The organism is Pseudomonas graminis (assembly GCF_013201545.1).
In the GTDB taxonomy this organism is placed as follows: Bacteria; Pseudomonadota; Gammaproteobacteria; order Pseudomonadales; family Pseudomonadaceae; genus Aquipseudomonas.
In genome coordinates this window covers 2,570,233-2,589,751 of sequence record NZ_CP053746.1, presented here as the reverse complement: position 1 = coordinate 2,589,751, position 19,519 = coordinate 2,570,233, and the positions used below count along the sequence as shown (strand labels likewise).

Below are 19,519 nucleotides of genomic sequence, written 5' to 3'. Positions count from 1 at the left end.
GCTGGCCTCTTCCCGGCTGAAGCCGGTCCCACTGACTGGCCGCGTGCATTTAGTGGGACCGGCTTTAGCCGGGAAGAGGCCGGGGTGTGCGCCATCAGTTTTCCTTCTTGATGTACGCCTCAACCACCGCCGAGAAGTCTTTGCCACCGTCACCGCGCAGGCTCATCGCCTGATACAGCTGCTGTGCCAGCGCGCCCATGAGCACCGGTTGGTGTGCGGCTTTGGCGGCCTCCGTTGCCAGGCCCAGATCCTTGAGCATCAGCTCCGCACCAAAGCCTCCGGTGTAGCCCCGCGACGCCGGGGCGGTTTCCACGACGCCGGGCCACGGGTTGTACATTTCCGAACTCCAGCAGCGCCCGGTCGAGCTGTTGATGATGGTCGCCAGCACCCCAGTGTCGATGCCCAGGCTATTGCCCAGCGCCATGGCTTCTGCCACGCCAATCATGGAAATGCCCAACAGCATGTTGTTGCAGATCTTCGCGATCTGACCAGTGCCGACATCGCCGCAATGGACGATGTTGCGGCCCATCTGCGCCAGGATCGGCTTGAGCACCGTAAAGTGCTCAAGACTCGCGCCGACCATGAACGTCAGCGTTCCGGCCTGCGCCCCGCCCGTGCCGCCGGACACCGGCGCATCGCCGACCACCACGCCTTGTTTCGCCGCGGCGGCCGCCACATCGCGGATGGTCTGCGGATCGATGGTGCTGCAGTCCACCGCCGGCACCCCTGCGCTGATGCCAGCCAACACGCCGTCGTCATTCAGATAAACCGCGCGAACGTGAGCCGCCGCTGGGAGCATGGTGATGACCAGGTCGGCACCCTGAGCAGCATGTTTGGGCGACTCACTGATGCGGCTGCCCAATTCGGCCAGTTCGGCCAGCACCTGTTGGTTCAGGTCGAACAAATGCAGCTGATGCCCGGCACGGATCAGATTCCGCGCCATCGGCGCCCCCATATTGCCCAGGCCGATGAATGCGATTTTCATTTGTTGTTCTCCTTGTTCAGTTCCAGTTCCACAGGTGACGCAGGCCCCTTGTGGGAGCGAGCTTGCTCGCGAAGCGATCGTTCAGATGGCAAAACGCTGAATGACGCAACGCGATCGCGAGCAGGCGAAGGCCCGCTCAAAGCGCATCGCAATCAACGCAAGTTGATCGTCGTATTCACGCCGTCATTCACGCTGTCGTCATCGAACCAGCGGCTGGTGACGGTCTTGGTCTGAGTGTAGAACTGCACCACCTGTTTGCCGTACGGCCCCAGATCCCCCAGCTTCGAACCACGCGAACCGGTGAAGCTGAAGAATGGCACCGGCACGGGAATCGGAATGTTGATGCCGACCTGACCCACGTCGATCTCACTCTGGAATTTGCGTGCCGCCGCACCGCTCTGGGTGAACAGCCCGACGCCGTTGCCGAACGGGTTGGCGTTGACCAGCGCGATGGCCTGATCCAGCGTGTCGACTTCCAGCACCACAAGCACTGGCCCGAAGATTTCCTGCGTGTATATCTGCATTTCGGTGGTCACGCCGGTGAAAAGCGTCGGCCCGACGAAGTTGCCGTCCTCGTAGCCCGCCACCGTGATGTCGCGCCCGTCCAGTCCGAGGGTGGCGCCTTCCTGAACGCCGCTTTCGATCAGATCAAGAATTCGCTGTTTCGCGCGCCTGGAAATCACCGGCCCGACATCGGTGCCCGGCTCGCTTCCCGCATTCACCTTGAGCTTCTGCGCCAGCGCCTTCAGATCGGGAATCCACTGCTTCGCCGCGCCGACCATCACCACCGCCGACGTCGCCATACAGCGCTGACCCGCCGCACCGAAACCGGCGCCGACCAGCGCGTTGAGGGTCTGCTCGCGATTGGCATCAGGCAGCACAACGGCATGGTTCTTCGCGCCCATCATCGACTGCACACGTTTGCCGTGTTTGCCCGCCAGCTCGTAAACGTGAGTGCCCACCGCCGTCGAGCCGACGAAGGACACCGCCTTGATGTCCTTGTGGGTGCAGATCCCGTCGACCACTTCTTTGCCGCCGTGCACGACATTGAGCACGCCCGCCGGCACACCCGCCTCAACCGCCAGTTCCACCAGCAGCATGGTCGACATCGGGTCTTGCTCGGACGGCTTGAGCACGAAGGTGTTGCCGCAGGCGATGGCCATCGGGAACATCCACAGCGGGATCATCGCCGGGAAGTTGAAAGGCGTGATCCCCGCGCAGACGCCGATGGGTTGACGCAGCGTGTAGGTGTCGACGCCACCGGCTACGTTTTCAGCGAATTCGCCCATCTGCAGCGTACCGATGGAGCACGCGTGCTCGACCACTTCCAGACCGCGGAAGATATCGCCCTCGGCATCCGCAATGGTCTTGCCCTGTTCGGCGCTGAGCACGACGGCGATGCGCTTGGAATGTTCGCGAATCAGCGCCTGCAACTTGAGCATGATGCGCATGCGGGCGCCAATCGGCGTGTGCCGCCAGGTGGTGAATGCCTTCTGCGCAGCGGCGACAGCGGCATCGACCTCAGCGGCCGTGGCGAACGGCACGTGGGCCAGCACTTCCTGGGTGGCGGGGTTGACCACGTCGAGCCACTCGGTGGTTTGCGACTCAACCCATTCGCCGCCGATCAGCAGCTTCACGCGGGCCACGGTGGTGTTGTTTTTGTTCAGTGACACGTTCATTGCCATTGCTCCATTCAAGGCAGCGCGCCAGCGTGGGCGCGCTGAAAAAAGTCGATTTCAGGCAGCGCGATGGCGGGGCGGATCACGCTTCATCAGCGCGGTACAGACCAATGCCACCAACGCCATGCCGATCAGGTAAACGATCACGTAGTGCGGACTGCCGCCGCCCATGGCCAGCAATTGCGTGGCGATCATTGGCGCAAATCCGCCGCCCAGGACGCCCGCTAACTGCACCGAGACGGAGATGCCGCTGTAGCGAATTTCCGCCGGAAACTGCCGGGCAAATAAGAGGGATTCCGGCGCATACAGGATCGGGAAGACCACGCCCACCGCCAGCACCATCGCCCACCACACCATCTGCGGTTCGCGGGTGCCAAGCATGGCGAAGAACGGATAAACGAAGGCGCAGAGCAGCAGAAGCCCGGCGAAATAAAGACGTTTCTGACCGACCTTGTCGGACAGGTGCCCACACAGCGGCATTGTCACCAGGGACAGCGCAGCGCCGGCAGTGATCGCGCTCAGCACGTCGGCGCGGGGGATGAGCAACTGGTTGGCGGCGTACGCCAGTGCGAAGGTCACCGACATGTAAAACCAGGCGTTCTCGGCCGTGCGCGCGCCGATGATGGTCAGGGTTTCTTTCGGGTGTTCGCGGAACACTTTGAACAGCGGCACCTTGACGGCGATGTTGTCCTTCTTGAGCTTCTCGAAATCGGGCGACTCCGGGACTTTCAGGCGAATCAACCAGCCCACGCCCAGCAGCACGACGCTGGCCAGAAACGGAATGCGCCAACCCCAACTCAACATGTCGGCCTCTGGCAATTTGGCGACCATGCCCATGGCCAGGGACGCCAGCACCAGCCCTGCGCCAACGCCGGTTTGCGGCAGGCTGCCGTAGAAACCCTTGCGGCCTTCGGGCGCATGTTCGACGGCCATCAGCACCGCCCCGCCCCACTCGCCGCCGACCGCCATGCCCTGCAAGAAACGCATCGCGACGAGCAACACTGCGGCCCAATAGCCGATCTGCTCGTAGGTCGGGATCAGGCCGATGATGATGGTTGGAATACCCATCAGCATCAGCGTGAACAGGAGCATGGACTTGCGCCCGATCTTGTCGCCGAAATGGCCGAACACGATGCCGCCCAGTGGCCGGCCGAGAAAGCCCACGGCGTAGGTGGCGAACGCCGCCAGCACACCGATGATCGGGTCCAGTGCAGGGAAGAAAATCTTGTTGAAGATCAGTGCGGCAGCAGTGCCGTAGAGGAAAAAGTCGTACCACTCGATGGTCGTGCCAGCCATGCTCGCCGCGCCGGCAAGCCGGTAGGATCGAGCGTTTTTTACGGGGCCGGCATTGAGTGCGCCAGCGTCCGCCGTAATAGCGTTCTTCATAAACTCCTCCGCTTATTTATTGTTGTGCAGGGTGTTATGGCATGTGGGATGGGGCGATTTGCCGGGGCGTTACCTCGTTGGTTTCAGCAGCTGCAACAGGCGTTGACGGGCAGGTTGGATCCGGCCGCGCTTCGGAGTATAGATGTGCAAACTTCTAATAAGAACGCACATAAAAGCAGGTTCAACATGCAAAAAAACATCACGTCCCTGAGCGCACTGAACTGGGATGACCTGAAGTTTTTTCTCGAAGTGGCGCGCACGCGCAAGGCCAGTTCCGCGGCCAATCGCCTGGCGGTGGACTACACCACGGTGTCGCGACGGATCAGCTCTCTAGAGACTTCACTGGGCACGTTGCTGTTCGAGAAATCCCGCAACAACGGCTTCATCCTCACCGCTGAAGGCCAGCGATTACTGGGCGCGGCCGAGTCCATCGAAAGCACGCTGCACCTGGCCTGCGAGCAGGTTTCCGGCTCCGGCGTCGCGTTGTCGGGGCATGTGCGCATGGGCTGTACCGAAGGCTTCGGCAGCTTCTTCATCACCCCGCAACTCAGTCACTTCACCGACACGTACCCGGCCATCTCTGTCGACATCCTGCCGCTGCCGCACTTCATCAGCCTGTCCAAGCGCGAGGCCGATATCGTCATCGCGCTGGAGCGTCCGGAGCACGGGCCTTACGTGTGCTGCAAACTGTGCGACTACAGCCTCAGGCTCTACGCCACCCAGGATTATCTCGACAACCACGCGCCGATTCTCAGGACCGAAGACCTCGCCGACCATCCGTTCATCAGCTACGTCGACGACCTGGCCTTCAGTTCGGAATTGCTCTACCTCAGCAACCTGCTCCCCGGCGCCCACGCCACCCTGCGCAGCACCAGTGTCATCGCCCAATACGTCGCCGCATTGCAGGGACGAGCGCTGGCGATCCTGCCGTGCTTTCTGGCGGCACAGGATTCACGGCTGCTGCCGATGCTGGAAAGTGAGGTGGATATCACGCGGCAGTTCTGGATGTATTGCCGGGAGGACTTGAGGAAGCTCAAGCGGATCACGTTGTTGTGGGATTACATCCGTGAGGCTACCGAGCGCAATCAGGGGTTTCTGTTGGGCGAGGCGGATCGGATGACGTTTGTGGATTGAATGCTAAGTCGGCTGCAGATAGGGGTAGCGCCCAACTTGCCTGCGGATGAAACGCGATCCTGTGGGAGTGAGCTTGCTCACGAATGCAGCAGTTCAGGCGCTGAAGATGCGGTGGACCTATTCGCGAGCAAGCTCGCTCCCACGAACGTCGCATGCCTGAAGTCTGCGTCTACCTCGCACCTCCCGACCATAGTTCAGAAATCTCTGAACTATGCATTTGAGCTTTCCTATTCTTCCCGTTCATCGGCCGAATCTAAGATCGGCCGCAATAAAGGAGCCCGTCCAGTAGAGACACGGCCCGAAGATTGCCTTTTCTGATGTGACTGCCGCTGTACCCCGTTTCGGCCTGTGCCGTGGCGAAGCCCTGTCTCGAGTCACACGTCAGCCGCTTGATGCAATCTTTGAGGACGTTCGATGAAACTGGAAATCTTCCGCACGCTCTGGGGCTATCGCGCCAGCAAGGCCCAGGCGCTGGATGAGCTGCTGGAAGCCGGGTTCGACGGCATGGAAGCACGCCTGCCACTGACGCCTGTCGAGCGTGCGGAATTCGGTGCCTTCCTGCGCGCCAATCACGTGCCTTACATCGCCACCGTTTTCACCGCCTACGACGTCCTCCCAGAACAATCAGCGACCACCGCGGAACACCTCACCGACCTGGAACAGAAGCTCGCCTGGTCAACCGAACTGGCGCCGCGCTTCGTCAACGTGCTGGCCGGCAACGACCGTTGGCAATTGCCGCAGCAGGTGGAATTCTTCGGTCGGGCACTGGAGGTGGCGCGCAAGCACGGGCAGACCGTCACTTTCGAAACCCATCGCGCCCGCTCGCTGTTCAATCCGTGGGTCACCCTTGAGCTGATCCGCCAACTGCCCGATCTACGCTTCACCAGCGACATCAGCCACTGGATCGTCACTTGCGAGCGTTTGCTCGACGACCCGGAAGACGACCTCAGCGCGTTTGTCGAACGCGTCCATCACATTCAGGCCCGAGTCGGCTACGACCAGGGTCCGCAAGTCCCTCATCCGGCTGCCCCCGAGTACGCCCGAGAACTGGCTTTCCATCAGCAGCACTGGGAAGCCGTGTGGACATCCCAGCAGGCCCGCGGTTATCAGGTCAGCACGATGACGCCTGAATTCGGCGCCGACGGCTATCTGCATCATCTGCCCTTCACCAATGTGCCGGTGGCCGATCTCTGGTCGCTGAACGTGGGGATGGGCCAGACCGAACGCGAACATTTCCAGCGCTTCACCCACACCACAAGCCGATAAGGAGCGTGTCGTCATGCCAGATCCGTCGCACACGGCAGCCCCGAAGGTCGCCAATTTCAGCAGCATCCCGGTGGTCGATATCGCGGGGTTGCTCAGCCCCGACATCGCACTGCGTCAGGCCGTGGCCGACGAACTGGGCAAGGCGGCGCGGGAAGTGGGCTTTCTGTACGTCAGGAATCACGGCATCGCGCGGTCTTTGATCGACGGTCTGCGTCAGGCGGCAAAGGACCTGTTCGCCCAATCCCTGGATTACAAAATGCAGCACTACATCGGCACTTCACGCAGCCACAAAGGCTTCGTACCCGAGGGCGAAGAGGTGTACGCCAAGGGCAAGCCGGATCACAAAGAGGCGTTCGATATCGGTTTTGAAGTGGGCGATGACGACCCGCTGGTGATCGCCAAAACCCCGCTCATCGGCGCTAACGAGTGGCCGGACTTGCCCGGCTTTCGCCCTGCGGTCGAAGCGTATTACGCGGCGGTATTTGCCCTGGGCCGCCGCCTGTTCGACGGCTTTGCGCTGGCGCTGGGCCTGGAGGAAGGCTACTTCGAGGCGATGGTCACCCGTCCGCCGTCGAAGCTGCGACTGATTCATTACCCGTTCGACGGCGCCGCTCAGGACGCGCCCGGAATTGGTGCGCACACCGATTACGAGTGCTTCACCATGCTGCTGGCCGACAAGCCCGGGCTGGAAGTGATGAACGACCTTGGGCAGTGGATCGACGCGCCCCCGGTGGAGGGCGCGTTTGTGGTCAACATCGGCGACATGCTGGAGGTCATGACCGCTGGTACGTTCGTTGCTACGGCTCATCGGGTACGCACGGTCAGCGAGGAGCGCTATTCGTTTCCGCTGTTCTTCGCCTGCGACTTCCACACCCAGATCAAGCCCCTTCCGCAGTTCGACAAGGGCACGGCCGACTACGAAGAGATCACCATCGGCGAGCACATGTTCGGTCAGGCGTTGCAGACCTACCAGTACCTGCGGCGCAAGGTCGAGAACGGCGAAATCAAGTTGTACGAAAAGGCCCGCAAGCCGTCGAGCTTCGGCCACCTGAAGAACCAGACACGGGCCCCATCGTGATGCGATGCGTCGCCCTGCCTCATCCGAACTTTCAGCACACCCAGCCTACCTTCCTGACGTGGAGTCACCGACGATGCGCAACACTCTGAACACTGCTGTCCGCTTGACCGTGCTTGCCTCTGCGGTGCTCGGCGCATCCCTGTTTGCGGCAACCGCCGCTCAGGCTGCCACCACGGTCACGCCCGGGCAGTTCAAGGTCGGCATGGAGATCACCTACCCGCCATTCGAGTCCTACGACGAGAAGAAGAACGTCGTCGGTGCCGACCCTGACCTCTCGCGCCTGCTCGCCAAGCACATGGACCTCAAAGCGGAGTTTGTCGACACCAAGTTCTCCAGCCTGATCCTCAGCCTCAATGCCGGTCACTACGACGCGATCATTTCGGGCATGTACATCACGCCGGAGCGCCAGACCCAGGCCCAGACCATCCCCTACGCCGTAACCGGCGCGGCGATCATGGTGCTCAAGGACAGCCCGCTCAAACCCAAGGTGCCGGAAGACTTGTGCGGACTGAAAATCGGCCTTGAAAAAGGCACCACGTGGGTCACCCAGTTCAACAAGCTGTCCGCCGAATACTGCGTGCCGAAGGGCAAAGGCCCGGTCACCGTCAGCGAATTCCCGTCTGCGCCGGAAGTCACCCAGGCGCTGCTGTCGGGCAACGTGCAGGCGCAAGTGGAAATCGACGGCGCCGCCGGCATGATCGCCGAACGCACCAAGGGCCGCGTGGTGGTCAGCACCGAGCATTCCATCTATCAGCAGACGCTTGGCATCTACGTCAAGAAGGGCAATGACGAGCTGTATCAGGCGTTGCTCAAGGCCTTCGACGAGACCAAAAAATCCGGCGAATACGCTGCGCTGTTGAAGAAATACAACCTGGAAGCGCCCGCCAACTGACGGTTTGATGCTTAACCCAGTGTAGGAGTGAGCTTGCTCGCGATTGGCCGTGCCAGACGATGAAGGTGTGTCGGCTGTACCGAAGTCATCGCGAGCAAGCTCACTCCTACAGGGTTAGCGCGTCCGATAAGAGAATCCCGCCGGGCCCCGCCCTGCTGAGGTGTGTGTATGCAATTCGAATGGTCCTACTTTTTTTCTTTGTTCTCGGTCGCTGACTTCTGGGAATCCTGCATCACCGTGATCGAGCTCAGCGCCCTGGGCTGGTTTATCGGCATGCTGCTGGGTTTCCTGCTGGCCTCGGCCAAGCTGTCGACCGCGCGCTGGATCAGCGTTCCGGCGTCGATTTATATCTGGTTCTTCCGCAGTGTTCCGCTGCTGGTGCTGGTGGTGTTTACCTACAACCTGCCGCAGATGTTTCCGGTCACCCGCGACGTGCTGTCCAACCCTTTCTATTCCGGCCTTCTCGCGCTGGTGGTCACGGAAGCGGCGTACATGGCGGAGATTCACCGCGGCGGCCTGATCTCCGTCGCCAAGGGCCAGAAAGAAGCCGGCCGCGCCCTGGGTGTCGGCCTGATCGGCATGCAGCGTCTGATCGTCATTCCCCAGGCGTTCCGTATCTCCCTGCCAACGCTGGTGAATGAATACATCACCGTGGTGAAACTGACCTCGCTCGTGTCAGTGATTTCCCTCACCGAACTGCTGACCGTGGGCCAACGCCTGTACGCGCAAAACTTTCTGGTGATGGAAACGCTGTCGGCCGTCGCGGTGTATTACGTGATGATTGTGACGGTATTCGGCTGGCTGTTTCACTGGCTGGAGCAGCACCTTGAGCTGAGCAATCGCAAGCCGCAGACCCTCGACGACACCGCCCTGACTCACCTGCGCGCCAGCCTGGTCGCGCAGCCCGCGGTAGTACGCCAGCCGATAACAGGACCGGGGTCGGCGCCGGCGCTGAAGCTGGTCAACATCCACAAAAGCTACGGGCAGCATGAAGTGCTCAAGGGCATCAATCTGGAGGTGGAGGCCGGGCAGGTCATCTCCATCATCGGCCCGTCGGGCTCGGGCAAGACGTCGCTGATTCGCACGGTCAACAGCCTGGAGACCATCGACAAGGGCGAGATCATCCTGTTTGGCGAAGGCTATATTCACGCCGGCGACAACCCCAACGCGCCGCAGATCCGCCGGGGCGTGCAGCGCATCGGTATGGTGTTTCAGAACTTCAACCTGTTCCCCCACCGCACCATTCTCGACAACGTGACCCTCGCGCCGCGCTATCACGGCCGCGACCGGGACGTCAGCGAGCAACGCGCCTACGCATTGCTCGACAAGGTCGGGCTGCTGGCCCATGCGCACAAATACCCCCATCAGTTATCCGGCGGTCAGCAACAGCGCGTGGCGATTGCCCGGGCACTGGCGATGGACCCGCAGATCATGCTGTTCGACGAGCCGACTTCTGCGCTGGACCCGGAGTTGGTGGGCGATGTGCTCAAGGTCATCGACGACCTGGCGAAGGAAGGCATGACGATGCTCATCGTCACCCATGAGATGGACTTCGCCCTGTCGATTTCCGACCGGGTGATCTTCATGGAAAACGGCATCGTGCAGGTCGACGCCGCGCCGCAGACGATTCTTGCCGATCAGTGCGGCGAGCGCGTGCGCAGGTTCATGGGGCTGGATCACGCCGTGACGCAACAAACGCCTGCGCTCAAAGAAGCTTGAGCCTCACAGCCCCAACATCAAACCGCTCAGGCGCTTGACCTTGCGCCGCAGCGCCTCTTCAAACACGCCCTGACGCGGCTCGATCAGGCTGAACCAGTGCTTGGCCCGGGTGATGCCTGTGTAGATCAACTCCTTGGTCAGCACCGGGTTCAGCGCTTCGGGCAGGATCAGCGCCGTGTGCGCGAACTCCGAGCCCTGGGATTTGTGCACCGTCATCGCGTACACCGTTTCCACGTCATTGAGCCGGCTCGGCAGCACGAAGCGCACCCCGCCGCTGCCGTCGTTACGCGGGAACGCAACACGCAGCGCCTGACGGTTCTCCTCAACCGGCCCCTCGGGCAGACGCAGGGCAATGCCGATGTCGCCGTTCATCAAACCCAGCCCGTAATCGTTGCGTGTCATCAACACCGGGCGCCCCTCGTACCACTGATGATCGCTCTCGATCAGTCCGGCGCTGAACAGCGTTTCAGTGATCCGTCGATTCAACCCTTCCACGCCCCACGGCCCTTTGCGCACGGCACACAGCAGCTGGAACTCATCGAACGCATTGAGCACCTGCCGCGCCCACTCGACACTGCGCAGGTCTTCGATCTGCGTCAGATTTTGCGGCCGCTGCGCGTGCATCACGCCCAAATAATGGCGATAGCCTTGCGGGCCGTCGCCGTGACCGTCGAGCAGCAGTCGCGACAGCGCGCGGTCCTGCTCACCCTTGAGCACCAGGGAAAACAGGTCCGGGTACTGGCGAGCCGCGAGCAATGCGCGCGCTTCCTGGTCCTGCTGCTGATTGACCAGCTTCGCCAACTGACCGATGCCGCTGCCCGCCACGAAACGCCGAGAGTGGCGCAGCATCACCACCTGTTGCGCCAAGGCGTGATGCTGATCGTCGCCCTGCTGCAAACCGCTCCTGGAAAGATCTTCGCCGCTGACCGATTCCAGCCACGCTTGGGTCTGCGGGCTGTACATCCCCGCCTCCGCGTCGCGGCACAAATCGCCCAGCACGGCGCCAGCCTCAACTGACGCCAGTTGATCCTTGTCGCCCAGCAACACCATCCGTGCATGGGGCGGCAATGCGTCGAGCAGGTTGGCCATCATTTCCAGGTCTATCATTGAAGCTTCGTCGACCACCAGCACGTCCAGCGGCAACGGGTTGCCCGCGTGATGACGAAAATGCCGTGTGCCCGGACGGCTGCCCAGCAAACGGTGAACCGTCGTGACTTCACTGGGGATTTTCTGCCGCACGTCTTCCGGCACTTGCAGCGACTGCACCTGATGACTGATCGACTCGGTCAGGCGTGCCGCGGCCTTGCCGGTCGGTGCCGCCAGACGAATACGCAACGGCTTGCCGCGCTCAACCGCTGGCGATTGCAGCAGTGCCAGCAAACGCACGACCGTGGTCGTCTTGCCCGTGCCGGGGCCGCCGGTGATGATGCTGAACGCGCCTCGGGTTGCCAGGGCGCACGCCAACTTTTGCCAGTCGATCAAGGCGTCAGGCGCATGGTTGGCCGGGCCGAACAGCGCATCCAGACGCTGGGGCAAATCGCTGAACCCCGTTTCCACCTGAGCCAGTCGACGACGCAACGCCGCATCGATCCGCCGTTCATACGTCCAGTAACGGCGCAGGTACAGGCGCCGATCGGATAAAACCAACGGCCTCTGTGCTGCTGCTTCGCTGAGGTCCCCTGCGTGGGCCACCAGCGCGCTGGCTTCCAGCGCCTTGCACCACGTCGCGCCGTCGAGGGATTTGAGCAGCGAGGACGGCAGCAGCATCGGCGTCGACAACACATCGCCCTCCGGCGGCAGCGACAGGGCGAAGTCCGGCTCTTTCAGGGTTTCATAGAGGTCCAGACAGACGTGCCCGTGGCCCAACTGGTGGCTGGTCAGCGTGGCCGCCAACAGCACCAGCGAATCGGCGGCAGGATCAAGGTCCGCCAGAAACGCCACGAAGGCCTTATCCAGCGCTCGCAGCCAGCCGCGCTCGACCCAGCGTTGCAGCAACAGCAGCAAGTCATCCACGCGGCTGAGGGGCTTCAGCTCGGCCAGGCTGTCGGCGTCCAGCGCCGAGGGCATCAAGTGAGCGAAGGTCCGGTTCATACGAGGTCTCCTGACAGCACGTCGGCCGTGATCGGCGCTCGGCCCTGAAACAGCAGATCGAGACTTTCGATCAACTCACGGGGCGGTCGGGTGAACCACGCACCCTGACTCGCCGCGCGGCTGCCGCGCACGAACAGGTACACCGCGCCGCCCATGTGCCGGTCGTAATCGTAATCGGCGAGCCGCGCCTTGAGCTGACGGTGCAAGGCCAGCAGGTAAAGCACGTATTGCAGGTCGTAGCGGTTGTCCAGAATCGAGTTTTCCATCGCCTGCTCGGTGTAGGCATCGTCGTCGACGCCCAGCCAGTTGGATTTGTAGTCCGCAACGAAGTAACGACCTTCGTGCTCGAACGTCAGGTCGATGAAGCCCTTGAACATGCCGTTCAGCGAAACCGTTTCTGCCGCCGCCCTCGGCGCACCGTTGTGGGTGTATCGGCGAACCAGCGCGTCCATCTGCGCCACATCGACTTTCGAGCAGGCGAACCAGAACTCCATTTCGACGCGGTACTGGTTCGGCTGATCCAGCTCACACAAGGCCATGGGCTGCACCTCTGTGCCCAAACGCAGCGGCAGGGTCAACAGATGCTGCAGCCAGTCGGTCAGCGTGTTGATCCAGCCTTTCCAGTCGCGCCTATTGCAGCGTTGGGCGACGACTTTCTCCAGCGCAAGCGGATCGGCAGCCGCCTCGGCAAAGCCCTTCTCACCGGCCCACTCCAACAGCCCGTGCAGGAAGGTGCCGGGGTTGGGGCCACGCGGGAATCGGTGGATATCGCCGCCGCTGACCATGACCTCGCGCGGCGCATCCGGGTCGAGACGCTCATCGTCGAACAGCTTCTGCGCTTGCGGGCTGTCCGGCGACTGATCGCCGCTGTCGGTGATGGTGTCGCCGATGCGCAGCGCGCTGTAGGAAGCAATCCACCAGTTCTCCCGGGCGCTGCGCCGGGGCACGCGCGGCTTGCTCAATGCGACCTCGTTGCGCGGCGCGCTGAAGGACTCGGTGGTGGGCAGTGGAACGGGTTCAACTTTCACGGCCGGGTGGTCCTCTGCCAGCGAGCGCAGCCATTGGCCCAATGCCACTGACTCAGCCAGCTTCTGCCCGCCGCCGAGCAAATAACCCAGGGCGGAACGATGGAGTATCGAGGCGCTGTTGCTGCCGCGTTTGAGATCGGCAACGCCCAGCCAGCACGCGTGTTGAGCGCGGGTCAGGGCCACATAAAGCAGACGCAGGTCTTCCGCCAGACGCTCGTCATCCGCTTGCTCGATCAGCGCCGGCGTGGGTTTGAGACTGATCTGCGCGTGGCCTTCGGCGTCATGGAAGTGCAGCGGCAAACGGCTGCCGTCCACCGGCTTCGTCGAACATATGAAGGGCAGGAACACCAGCGGATATTCCAGGCCTTTGGATTTGTGGATGGTCACGACCTTGACCAGTTGTTCATCGCTTTCGAGGCGCAGGATCTGCTCTTCTCCCGCTTGACCTGACAGCGCCAAGTGCTCGCTCAGATGACGAATCAGCGCCTGCTCGCCATCCAACTCGGCGGCGGCCTGCTGCATCAGTTCGCTGAGGTGCAGCAGGTTGGTCAGCACACGCTCGCCATCGGTTCGCTGAACCAGCGCTTGGGGCAATTTGAAGTCGTGCAGCAGCCGACGCAGCATGGGCAGCACGCCTTGGGTGCGCCAGATGCGTCGGTAATCGCGGAACTGCATGACGCGGTTTTCCCACGCCAGCTCGTCCTGATTCAGCAGCTCAAGTTCGGCCAGCGGCAACGCAAGAGTGATGCAGGCCAAGGCCGCGCGCAGGGTTCGCTCGGCGTCAGGCTCGGCGCAGGCCTTGAGCCAGGCGAGCAGGTCATGGGCTTCTTGCGCGGCGAACACCGAGTCCTTGTCCGAGAGATACACACTGCGCACACCCCGCGCCGACAACTCGCCACGCACCGCCTGGGCTTCCTTGGCATCACGCACCAGAATTGCGATGTCGGCGGGCAGCAGTTGTCTCAATGGCTCTCCAGCTTTGGCAAAGCCCGCTTGCCCTTGTTGCCCGGCGTTGAGCAAACGCACGATCTCACTGGCGCAACTCGCCGCCAGTTGCGCTCGATACACCGTGCCCGACACTGGCTGATCGGTTTCCAGCTGCCAGACGTTGAGCGCCGCAAGCACCTGACCGTCGACCTGCAAAGTCTCTTTACGGCCTTGAGACCCGACTGCCAGAAACGGCACGGGATTGTCCTCAGGCGTGCGGAACAGGAACGCCCCGCGACCGGCCTCGCTCGTCTCCGCGCGCGTAAACACGTGGTTCACCGCATCGACCATCGCGTGGCTGGAACGGAAGTTGGTGCCCAGCGTGTGCAACCGCCCGGTGGTGGCCTGACGGGCGCGCAGGTAGGTATAGATGTCGGCACCACGGAACGCGTAGATCGCCTGCTTCGGGTCGCCGATGAGGAACAGGCCGGTGCTCTCGTCGTTGGCCTCAAGCCGGTAGATGCTGTCGAAAATGCGGTACTGCACGGGGTCCGTGTCTTGGAATTCATCGATCAACGCGACCGGAAACTGCTCGCGGATCAACGTCGCCAGGCGCTCGCCGCCGCTGCCGCGCAATGCAGCGTCCAGCCGCAGCAGCATGTCGTCGAAACCCATCTCGGCGCGGCGGCGCTTCTCTTCTTCAAAGCGGGCGCCGACCCATTGGGCCGCGTGTTCGAGCACCGCTGCATCGGGCGTTGGCAGCGTGTCCAGCGCCACCTTGAGCTCGACCATCGCCTCGAACGCGGGGTGCGACGGGGGATTGTTCTTCCACGCTTCGGCAATGCCATCGGGCGTTAGCCGGGTGAAACCGGTGCCGAGGTCGAGTTGCTCTTGCTCGTCGTCATTGGCCCAGGCAATCAGCTTGTCGAACCACGGGCGGAAGTAGCGCTCCTGCATCTTGCGGCCATCGACCACTTTGCAGGCGACGCCGTCGATGCAGATCGCATGCAGCTCCGCGGCCCAGTTGGCCCATGGCGCCTTGAGCTGGCGGAGGGTTTCGCGCCGCTCCTGAATCGACTGCTCGATGATCTGCGTCGGGGTTTGCGTCACACTCGCCCGCTCACTGCCGAACAATGCGCGCACCCTTGGCAGTAGCGCCGCGGGTCCGCCCCAGTTCTCGCGCACCCATAGCAGCGCGTCGCCGCTCATGGGGTAACAGAACTTGCGCCAGTAATCGCGCAGCACTTCGCTCAGCAAATCGGTGTGATCGGTTTCCAGGCTCTGGGTGAACAGGCTGCCGCTGTCGAAGGCGTGTTCGCGCAGCATGCGCTGACACCAGCTGTGGATGGTCGAGACCGCCGCTTCGTCCATCCACTGCGCCGCGATGTCGAGACGGCTGGCGCAGCCGGGCCATTGCTCAATGGCGAACTCGTCCCGCAACCCAGCGATCAACGCATCAGGCGCTTCGATTTCTTCACGAAAGAACCGCGCGGCCTCGGCCAGTCGCGTGCGAATACGGTCGCGCAGTTCCTTGGTCGCTGCGTCGGTGAACGTCACCACCAGAATCTGCGGCGGTAACAGCTCTCGGCCGAAGCCAGAAATCTCGCTGCCATGCCCCAACACCAGACGCAGGTACAGCGCCGAGATGGTGAACGTCTTGCCGGTGCCGGCGCTGGCTTCAATCAGCTGGCTGCCTTTCAGCGGGAAGCGCAGGGCCAATGGTTGTTTTCCGTCACTCATGCGCCGGCCTCCTCGCGAGAAAGTGCCTGCCAGGGCGCTTCAAAAATCGGTTTGTACAATGCCTCGCACCAGCCCACGAACTCTTCGCTGCCCAGCAGCGCGTCGAAGTCCGGGAACTGACGCGCCAGGGCAGTGCTTTCGGCACGCTCGCCCTTGGTGTTCTGGCCATCCCCTTCATAGGCCTTGCGCGCGGCGGCTTCGGCTTTGACTTCATCGTTCTGCCCCAGCCAGGCGAATGCTGTTTTCACCGCAATCGGCAGCGGTCGCTGCATGCCTTGGTGCCAGGCCAGCAGCAGGTCGTTGAGGGTGCGCGTGGCGGTGTCTTTGTCCAGCGGCGGCAGCAAGAGGGTTTCGTCGCTGGCCACCAGCGCGGTGGTCAACGGCAGATCGCACGCGCACGCCACCAGATGGTTCACCCACGGCTTGGTCAGACGATGCCACTTGCGCGTCTTCTTGCTGGCAATGGCATTGGGGATAGCGGTGATCGCAAGTAAGTCGTTCTGAGGGTTCTGATAAAGCCCATCAACCCATCCATCGAGTTCGACGACCTGATGCTCATAACTGACCGGCAGCGCGCTGTGCAGCCGCACCGGCCAGCGAACCAGCAAGTCGTGGTAGCGGGCGACCAGATCCGGCAGCGGTTCGATCAGCTCATCCTGCAACAAGGTACCGAACCCCGCCATCGGCAGCAGTCCGCTGCCCTGCAAGCGCGTCGCTTGAGCCGTGAGCGATTCATGAATGTGCTCGGGATCCGTGAGCGCTGCTTGCAACAGGCTGTCGCTGAGGCCATACCGCTCAAGCGCGTCGAGCACGAAAGGCTCCTCGTCCGCCAAGGGCGCTTCGGCAACCTCGAAGAATATCTTCAAGCGCTGACTGAAAAAGTGCTTGACCGGATTGCGCAGGAAATCCTGCAACTGCATCAGGCTAAGCGGCTCTTCCTGCAAGTGCTTTTGCAGTGCTTTTGTTTCCCCTGCTTCGGTGACAGCTTCGTGCAGCACCTGCCACTCGCGGGCAAAGCTGAAGAACTCCGGGTTCTCCTGGAAGTATTTGGCACTGAACGGCTGCAGCGGATGCTCGACGGTGAGTTTGTGCAGCAACTGCTGCCCCGGATCGCGCTTTTTATCATCTTCGGGCTTGATGGCGTCGGCCAGCCGCCAACCGCTGGACAGATGATCGCGCAGCTGCCCGATGAGCACCGAAGCTGGCCGCTCAGAGTTGTCGCGAATGCTGCGCCCCACCCAACTGATGTACAGCTGATCACGGGCGGACAACAGGGCTTCCAACAACAGATAACGATCATCCTCGCGTCGGGAACGGTCGCCGGGACGGTAGTCGCTGCCCATCAGATCGAAATCCAGCGGGGGCTGGGCTCGGGGGTAATCGCCGTCGTTCATGCCCAGCAGGCAGACAATTTTGAAAGGAATCGCGCGCATCGGCATCAGCGTGCAGAAGTTGACCGATCCGGCCAGAAAGCGTTGGGACAAGCGGCCTTGATCCAGCCCCGCCAGCCAGGCTTCACGCACGACCGTCAACGGCAGCTCTTCTTCAAGGCCAACGTTCTCGCAGGTCTGCAGCCAGGTTTCACGCAGGGTTTCCAGCTGACTGAGCAAGTAGTCGTCGTGCTCACTGTCGGCCATGAAGAACAGCTGCATGATCGCCTGAAGGCGCGCCCCCCACATCGCGGGCGTCGCAGGCAGTGAGAGTTCATTGTGTGCAACCTGAAGCGCGTCGATCAGGGATACGAGAGGGCCAATCAGGGCCGCATCCAGCCCGCCGATTTCGTCATACGGCTGAATGCCGTCGTAAGCCGCGCCCGCACCGACGGCGTAGCCCAGCAACATGCGACGCAGACCAAAATGCCAGCTATTCTGCTCGAGCTGTTCCGGCAGCCCCAGCCCTTCACGCTGCTTCGCATTGAGCCCCCATCGGATACCCGCTCCTTCAATCCAGCGGTGCAGGGTTGGCAGGTCTCGCTCATCAATGCCAAATCGCGCTCGTAATGCGGGGACGTCCAATAGATCGAGGATTTCACTGACCGGGAACCGACTTTCCGGAATCTTTAGCAAGTGCTCCACGGCGATCAGCAGCGGATCACGGCCACGTTGGCCTTGGTCGGCGAGGGTGAACGGAATAAAGCGGCGGTCGTCGCGATCCAGTTGGCCGAAGACTGCGCGAATGTGGGGGGCGTAGCTGTCGATGTCCGGCACCATGACGATGACGTCCCGAGGACGAAGGTCCGGATCTTTGCTGAAGCGCGCGAGCAGTTGGTCATGCAGCACCTCCACTTCGCGCTGGGCGCTGTGGGCGACATGAAAGCGGATTGAGCGGTCGGTCTTGATATCCACGGGCGGCCAGACTTCGCGGGTCTCGCTCAAGGGGCGCAGCTCGAGGATATCGTCCTGGAGTTGGTTCAGAAGGGTTGTAGGCTCGCTCTCGCTGAACAGGTCGATGCGCCCGTCGCGAAAGATCGAACGATAGCTATTCGGGTCATCATGGCTGTCGAGGAGATTGATGTAGTCACGACCCTGCTTGCCCCACGCAGCCAGCAACGGATGAGCATGCTGGTGCAGTGCATCAGGGTTTAGCACCACTGGCATGCCGGGTTTCCGCGATTGACGTTTGTATTCGTGACGCAGGAGATCCTTGTCAGCCACGATGTCCGCCCAGTGATGGCGGCAAGGGTTGTGAACGCAAAGCAGAACCTGGCTGAAACGGGCCAGCCCGGCCAGCGCTTCCAGTGCCTGGGCTGGCAATGAGGAAATACCGAAAACGATCACTCGCGCCGGTAAACCGGCCGGCGCCTCGACCAGGCTATTAATGCGCTCGATGTAACGTTGATGCACGCCGGCCCGGCTCTGGGCCATGCCCTCTGCACCGACATCATGGAGCAGTGCACCCCACAGTTCGGCTTGCCAGCAGTTCTCTGCTTTCAGCGGCTTTGGTTCTCCCCGGCCGGTCCTGAGTTGATGCTTGCCAGCAGCCCAATCTTCCAACCAGTCGGCGCGGTACACCTGATATTGGTCGAACAGGTCAGCGAGTCGCTCGGAGAGCTGGCAGCGCTTGCGCAGGTCTGTATCGGCCGTCAGGAATCGCTGCAGCGGCTCGAAATGTGGTTGGTTGATCAGGCCGGGGAGCAGTCGCATCAGTCGCCAGGTCAGGGGCGCTTTATCAAGCAACGAGGTTTCTGGAATCTCGGCTTTACCCAACACCGCACGGTACAGCTGCCACATAAAGCTGCCAGGGAGCTGCACATCGATCGCAGCGGCAATGCCGCAACCCCCTTGATCGTCGTCCTGTGCATCTTCTGCCAAAGCGAGCTTCAGCCACTGCGCAATGCCGTTGCTTTGTACCAGCGCTACCTCGTTTTCAAGGGGCGTCAGGGGATAACGTCGCATCCATGACACCACAAGGCCACGCAGCTCATCCAGGCGATTCCCATGGACCACCATAAACCCGGGGTTGAGATTGGATGTCACCGGCATAGCTGCGTCCCTTGGTCTTTCAAAAGAGGGAGAAGACTAACAGAGGGAGAGGATTCGTTAGCGGTCGATCTTGTGAGGGCGACAGGGAAACGTACTTTCGTGGTGGTGATGC

General features: G+C 62.0%; 11 protein-coding genes. 5 read left to right on the top strand and 6 right to left on the bottom strand.

The annotated features are described in order from the left end of the window. Positions 1–94: 94 nt before the first annotated feature. The 3 genes from mmsB to FX982_RS11640 form a co-directional block, all read right to left on the bottom strand. Positions 95–985, bottom strand: a complete 891-nt coding sequence (gene mmsB, locus FX982_RS11650; RefSeq protein WP_172610743.1) for a 3-hydroxyisobutyrate dehydrogenase — start codon at positions 983–985, stop codon at positions 95–97. Between the two features lie 152 nt (positions 986–1,137). Then, positions 1,138–2,664 (bottom strand): CoA-acylating methylmalonate-semialdehyde dehydrogenase, encoded by a 1,527-nt coding sequence (locus FX982_RS11645; RefSeq protein ID WP_172610742.1) that lies wholly within the window; start codon positions 2,662–2,664, stop codon positions 1,138–1,140. Between the two features lie 57 nt (positions 2,665–2,721). Next, on the bottom strand, positions 2,722–4,050 hold the full coding sequence (locus tag FX982_RS11640) for an MFS transporter (protein ID WP_172610741.1): 1,329 nt from the start codon (positions 4,048–4,050) through the stop codon (positions 2,722–2,724). 186 nt (positions 4,051–4,236) lie between these two features. Here FX982_RS11640 and FX982_RS11635 point away from each other — a divergent pair, with 186 nt between their 5' ends. From FX982_RS11635 to FX982_RS11615, 5 genes are all read left to right on the top strand, one after another. Then, the gene (locus FX982_RS11635; protein ID WP_172610740.1) at positions 4,237–5,184 is read left to right on the top strand and encodes a LysR family transcriptional regulator; all 948 of its coding nucleotides are present in this window, start codon (positions 4,237–4,239) and stop codon (positions 5,182–5,184) included. Between the two features lie 414 nt (positions 5,185–5,598). Next, the gene (locus FX982_RS11630; protein WP_172610739.1) at positions 5,599–6,450 is read left to right on the top strand and encodes a sugar phosphate isomerase/epimerase family protein; all 852 of its coding nucleotides are present in this window, start codon (positions 5,599–5,601) and stop codon (positions 6,448–6,450) included. A gap of 13 nt (positions 6,451–6,463) precedes the next feature. Continuing rightward, positions 6,464–7,528 (top strand): isopenicillin N synthase family dioxygenase, encoded by a 1,065-nt coding sequence (locus tag FX982_RS11625; protein WP_172610738.1) that lies wholly within the window; start codon positions 6,464–6,466, stop codon positions 7,526–7,528. Positions 7,529–7,601: 73 nt separating this feature from the next. Further along, positions 7,602–8,420, top strand: a complete 819-nt coding sequence (locus FX982_RS11620; RefSeq protein WP_172610737.1) for an ABC transporter substrate-binding protein — start codon at positions 7,602–7,604, stop codon at positions 8,418–8,420. A gap of 168 nt (positions 8,421–8,588) precedes the next feature. Beyond that, the gene (locus tag FX982_RS11615) at positions 8,589–10,139 is read left to right on the top strand and encodes an amino acid ABC transporter permease/ATP-binding protein (RefSeq protein WP_172610736.1); all 1,551 of its coding nucleotides are present in this window, start codon (positions 8,589–8,591) and stop codon (positions 10,137–10,139) included. Between the two features lie 3 nt (positions 10,140–10,142). Here FX982_RS11615 and recD read toward each other — a convergent pair whose 3' ends face one another. From recD to recC, 3 genes are read right to left on the bottom strand one after another with little or no spacing between them, the layout of a single operon-like run. Then, positions 10,143–12,230, bottom strand: a complete 2,088-nt coding sequence (gene recD / locus FX982_RS11610) for an exodeoxyribonuclease V subunit alpha (RefSeq protein ID WP_172610735.1) — start codon at positions 12,228–12,230, stop codon at positions 10,143–10,145. Continuing rightward, positions 12,227–15,925: an exodeoxyribonuclease V subunit beta gene (gene recB, locus FX982_RS11605; RefSeq protein WP_172610734.1), complete on the bottom strand. Its 3,699-nt coding sequence runs from the start codon at positions 15,923–15,925 to the stop codon at positions 12,227–12,229. The genes recD and recB overlap by 4 nt, the downstream gene beginning before the upstream one ends. Further along, a complete protein-coding gene (recC, locus tag FX982_RS11600) occupies positions 15,922–19,407 on the bottom strand; it encodes an exodeoxyribonuclease V subunit gamma (protein ID WP_172610733.1) in 3,486 nt (1,161 codons plus the stop codon). The genes recB and recC overlap by 4 nt, the downstream gene beginning before the upstream one ends. Positions 19,408–19,519: the final 112 nt, after the last annotated feature.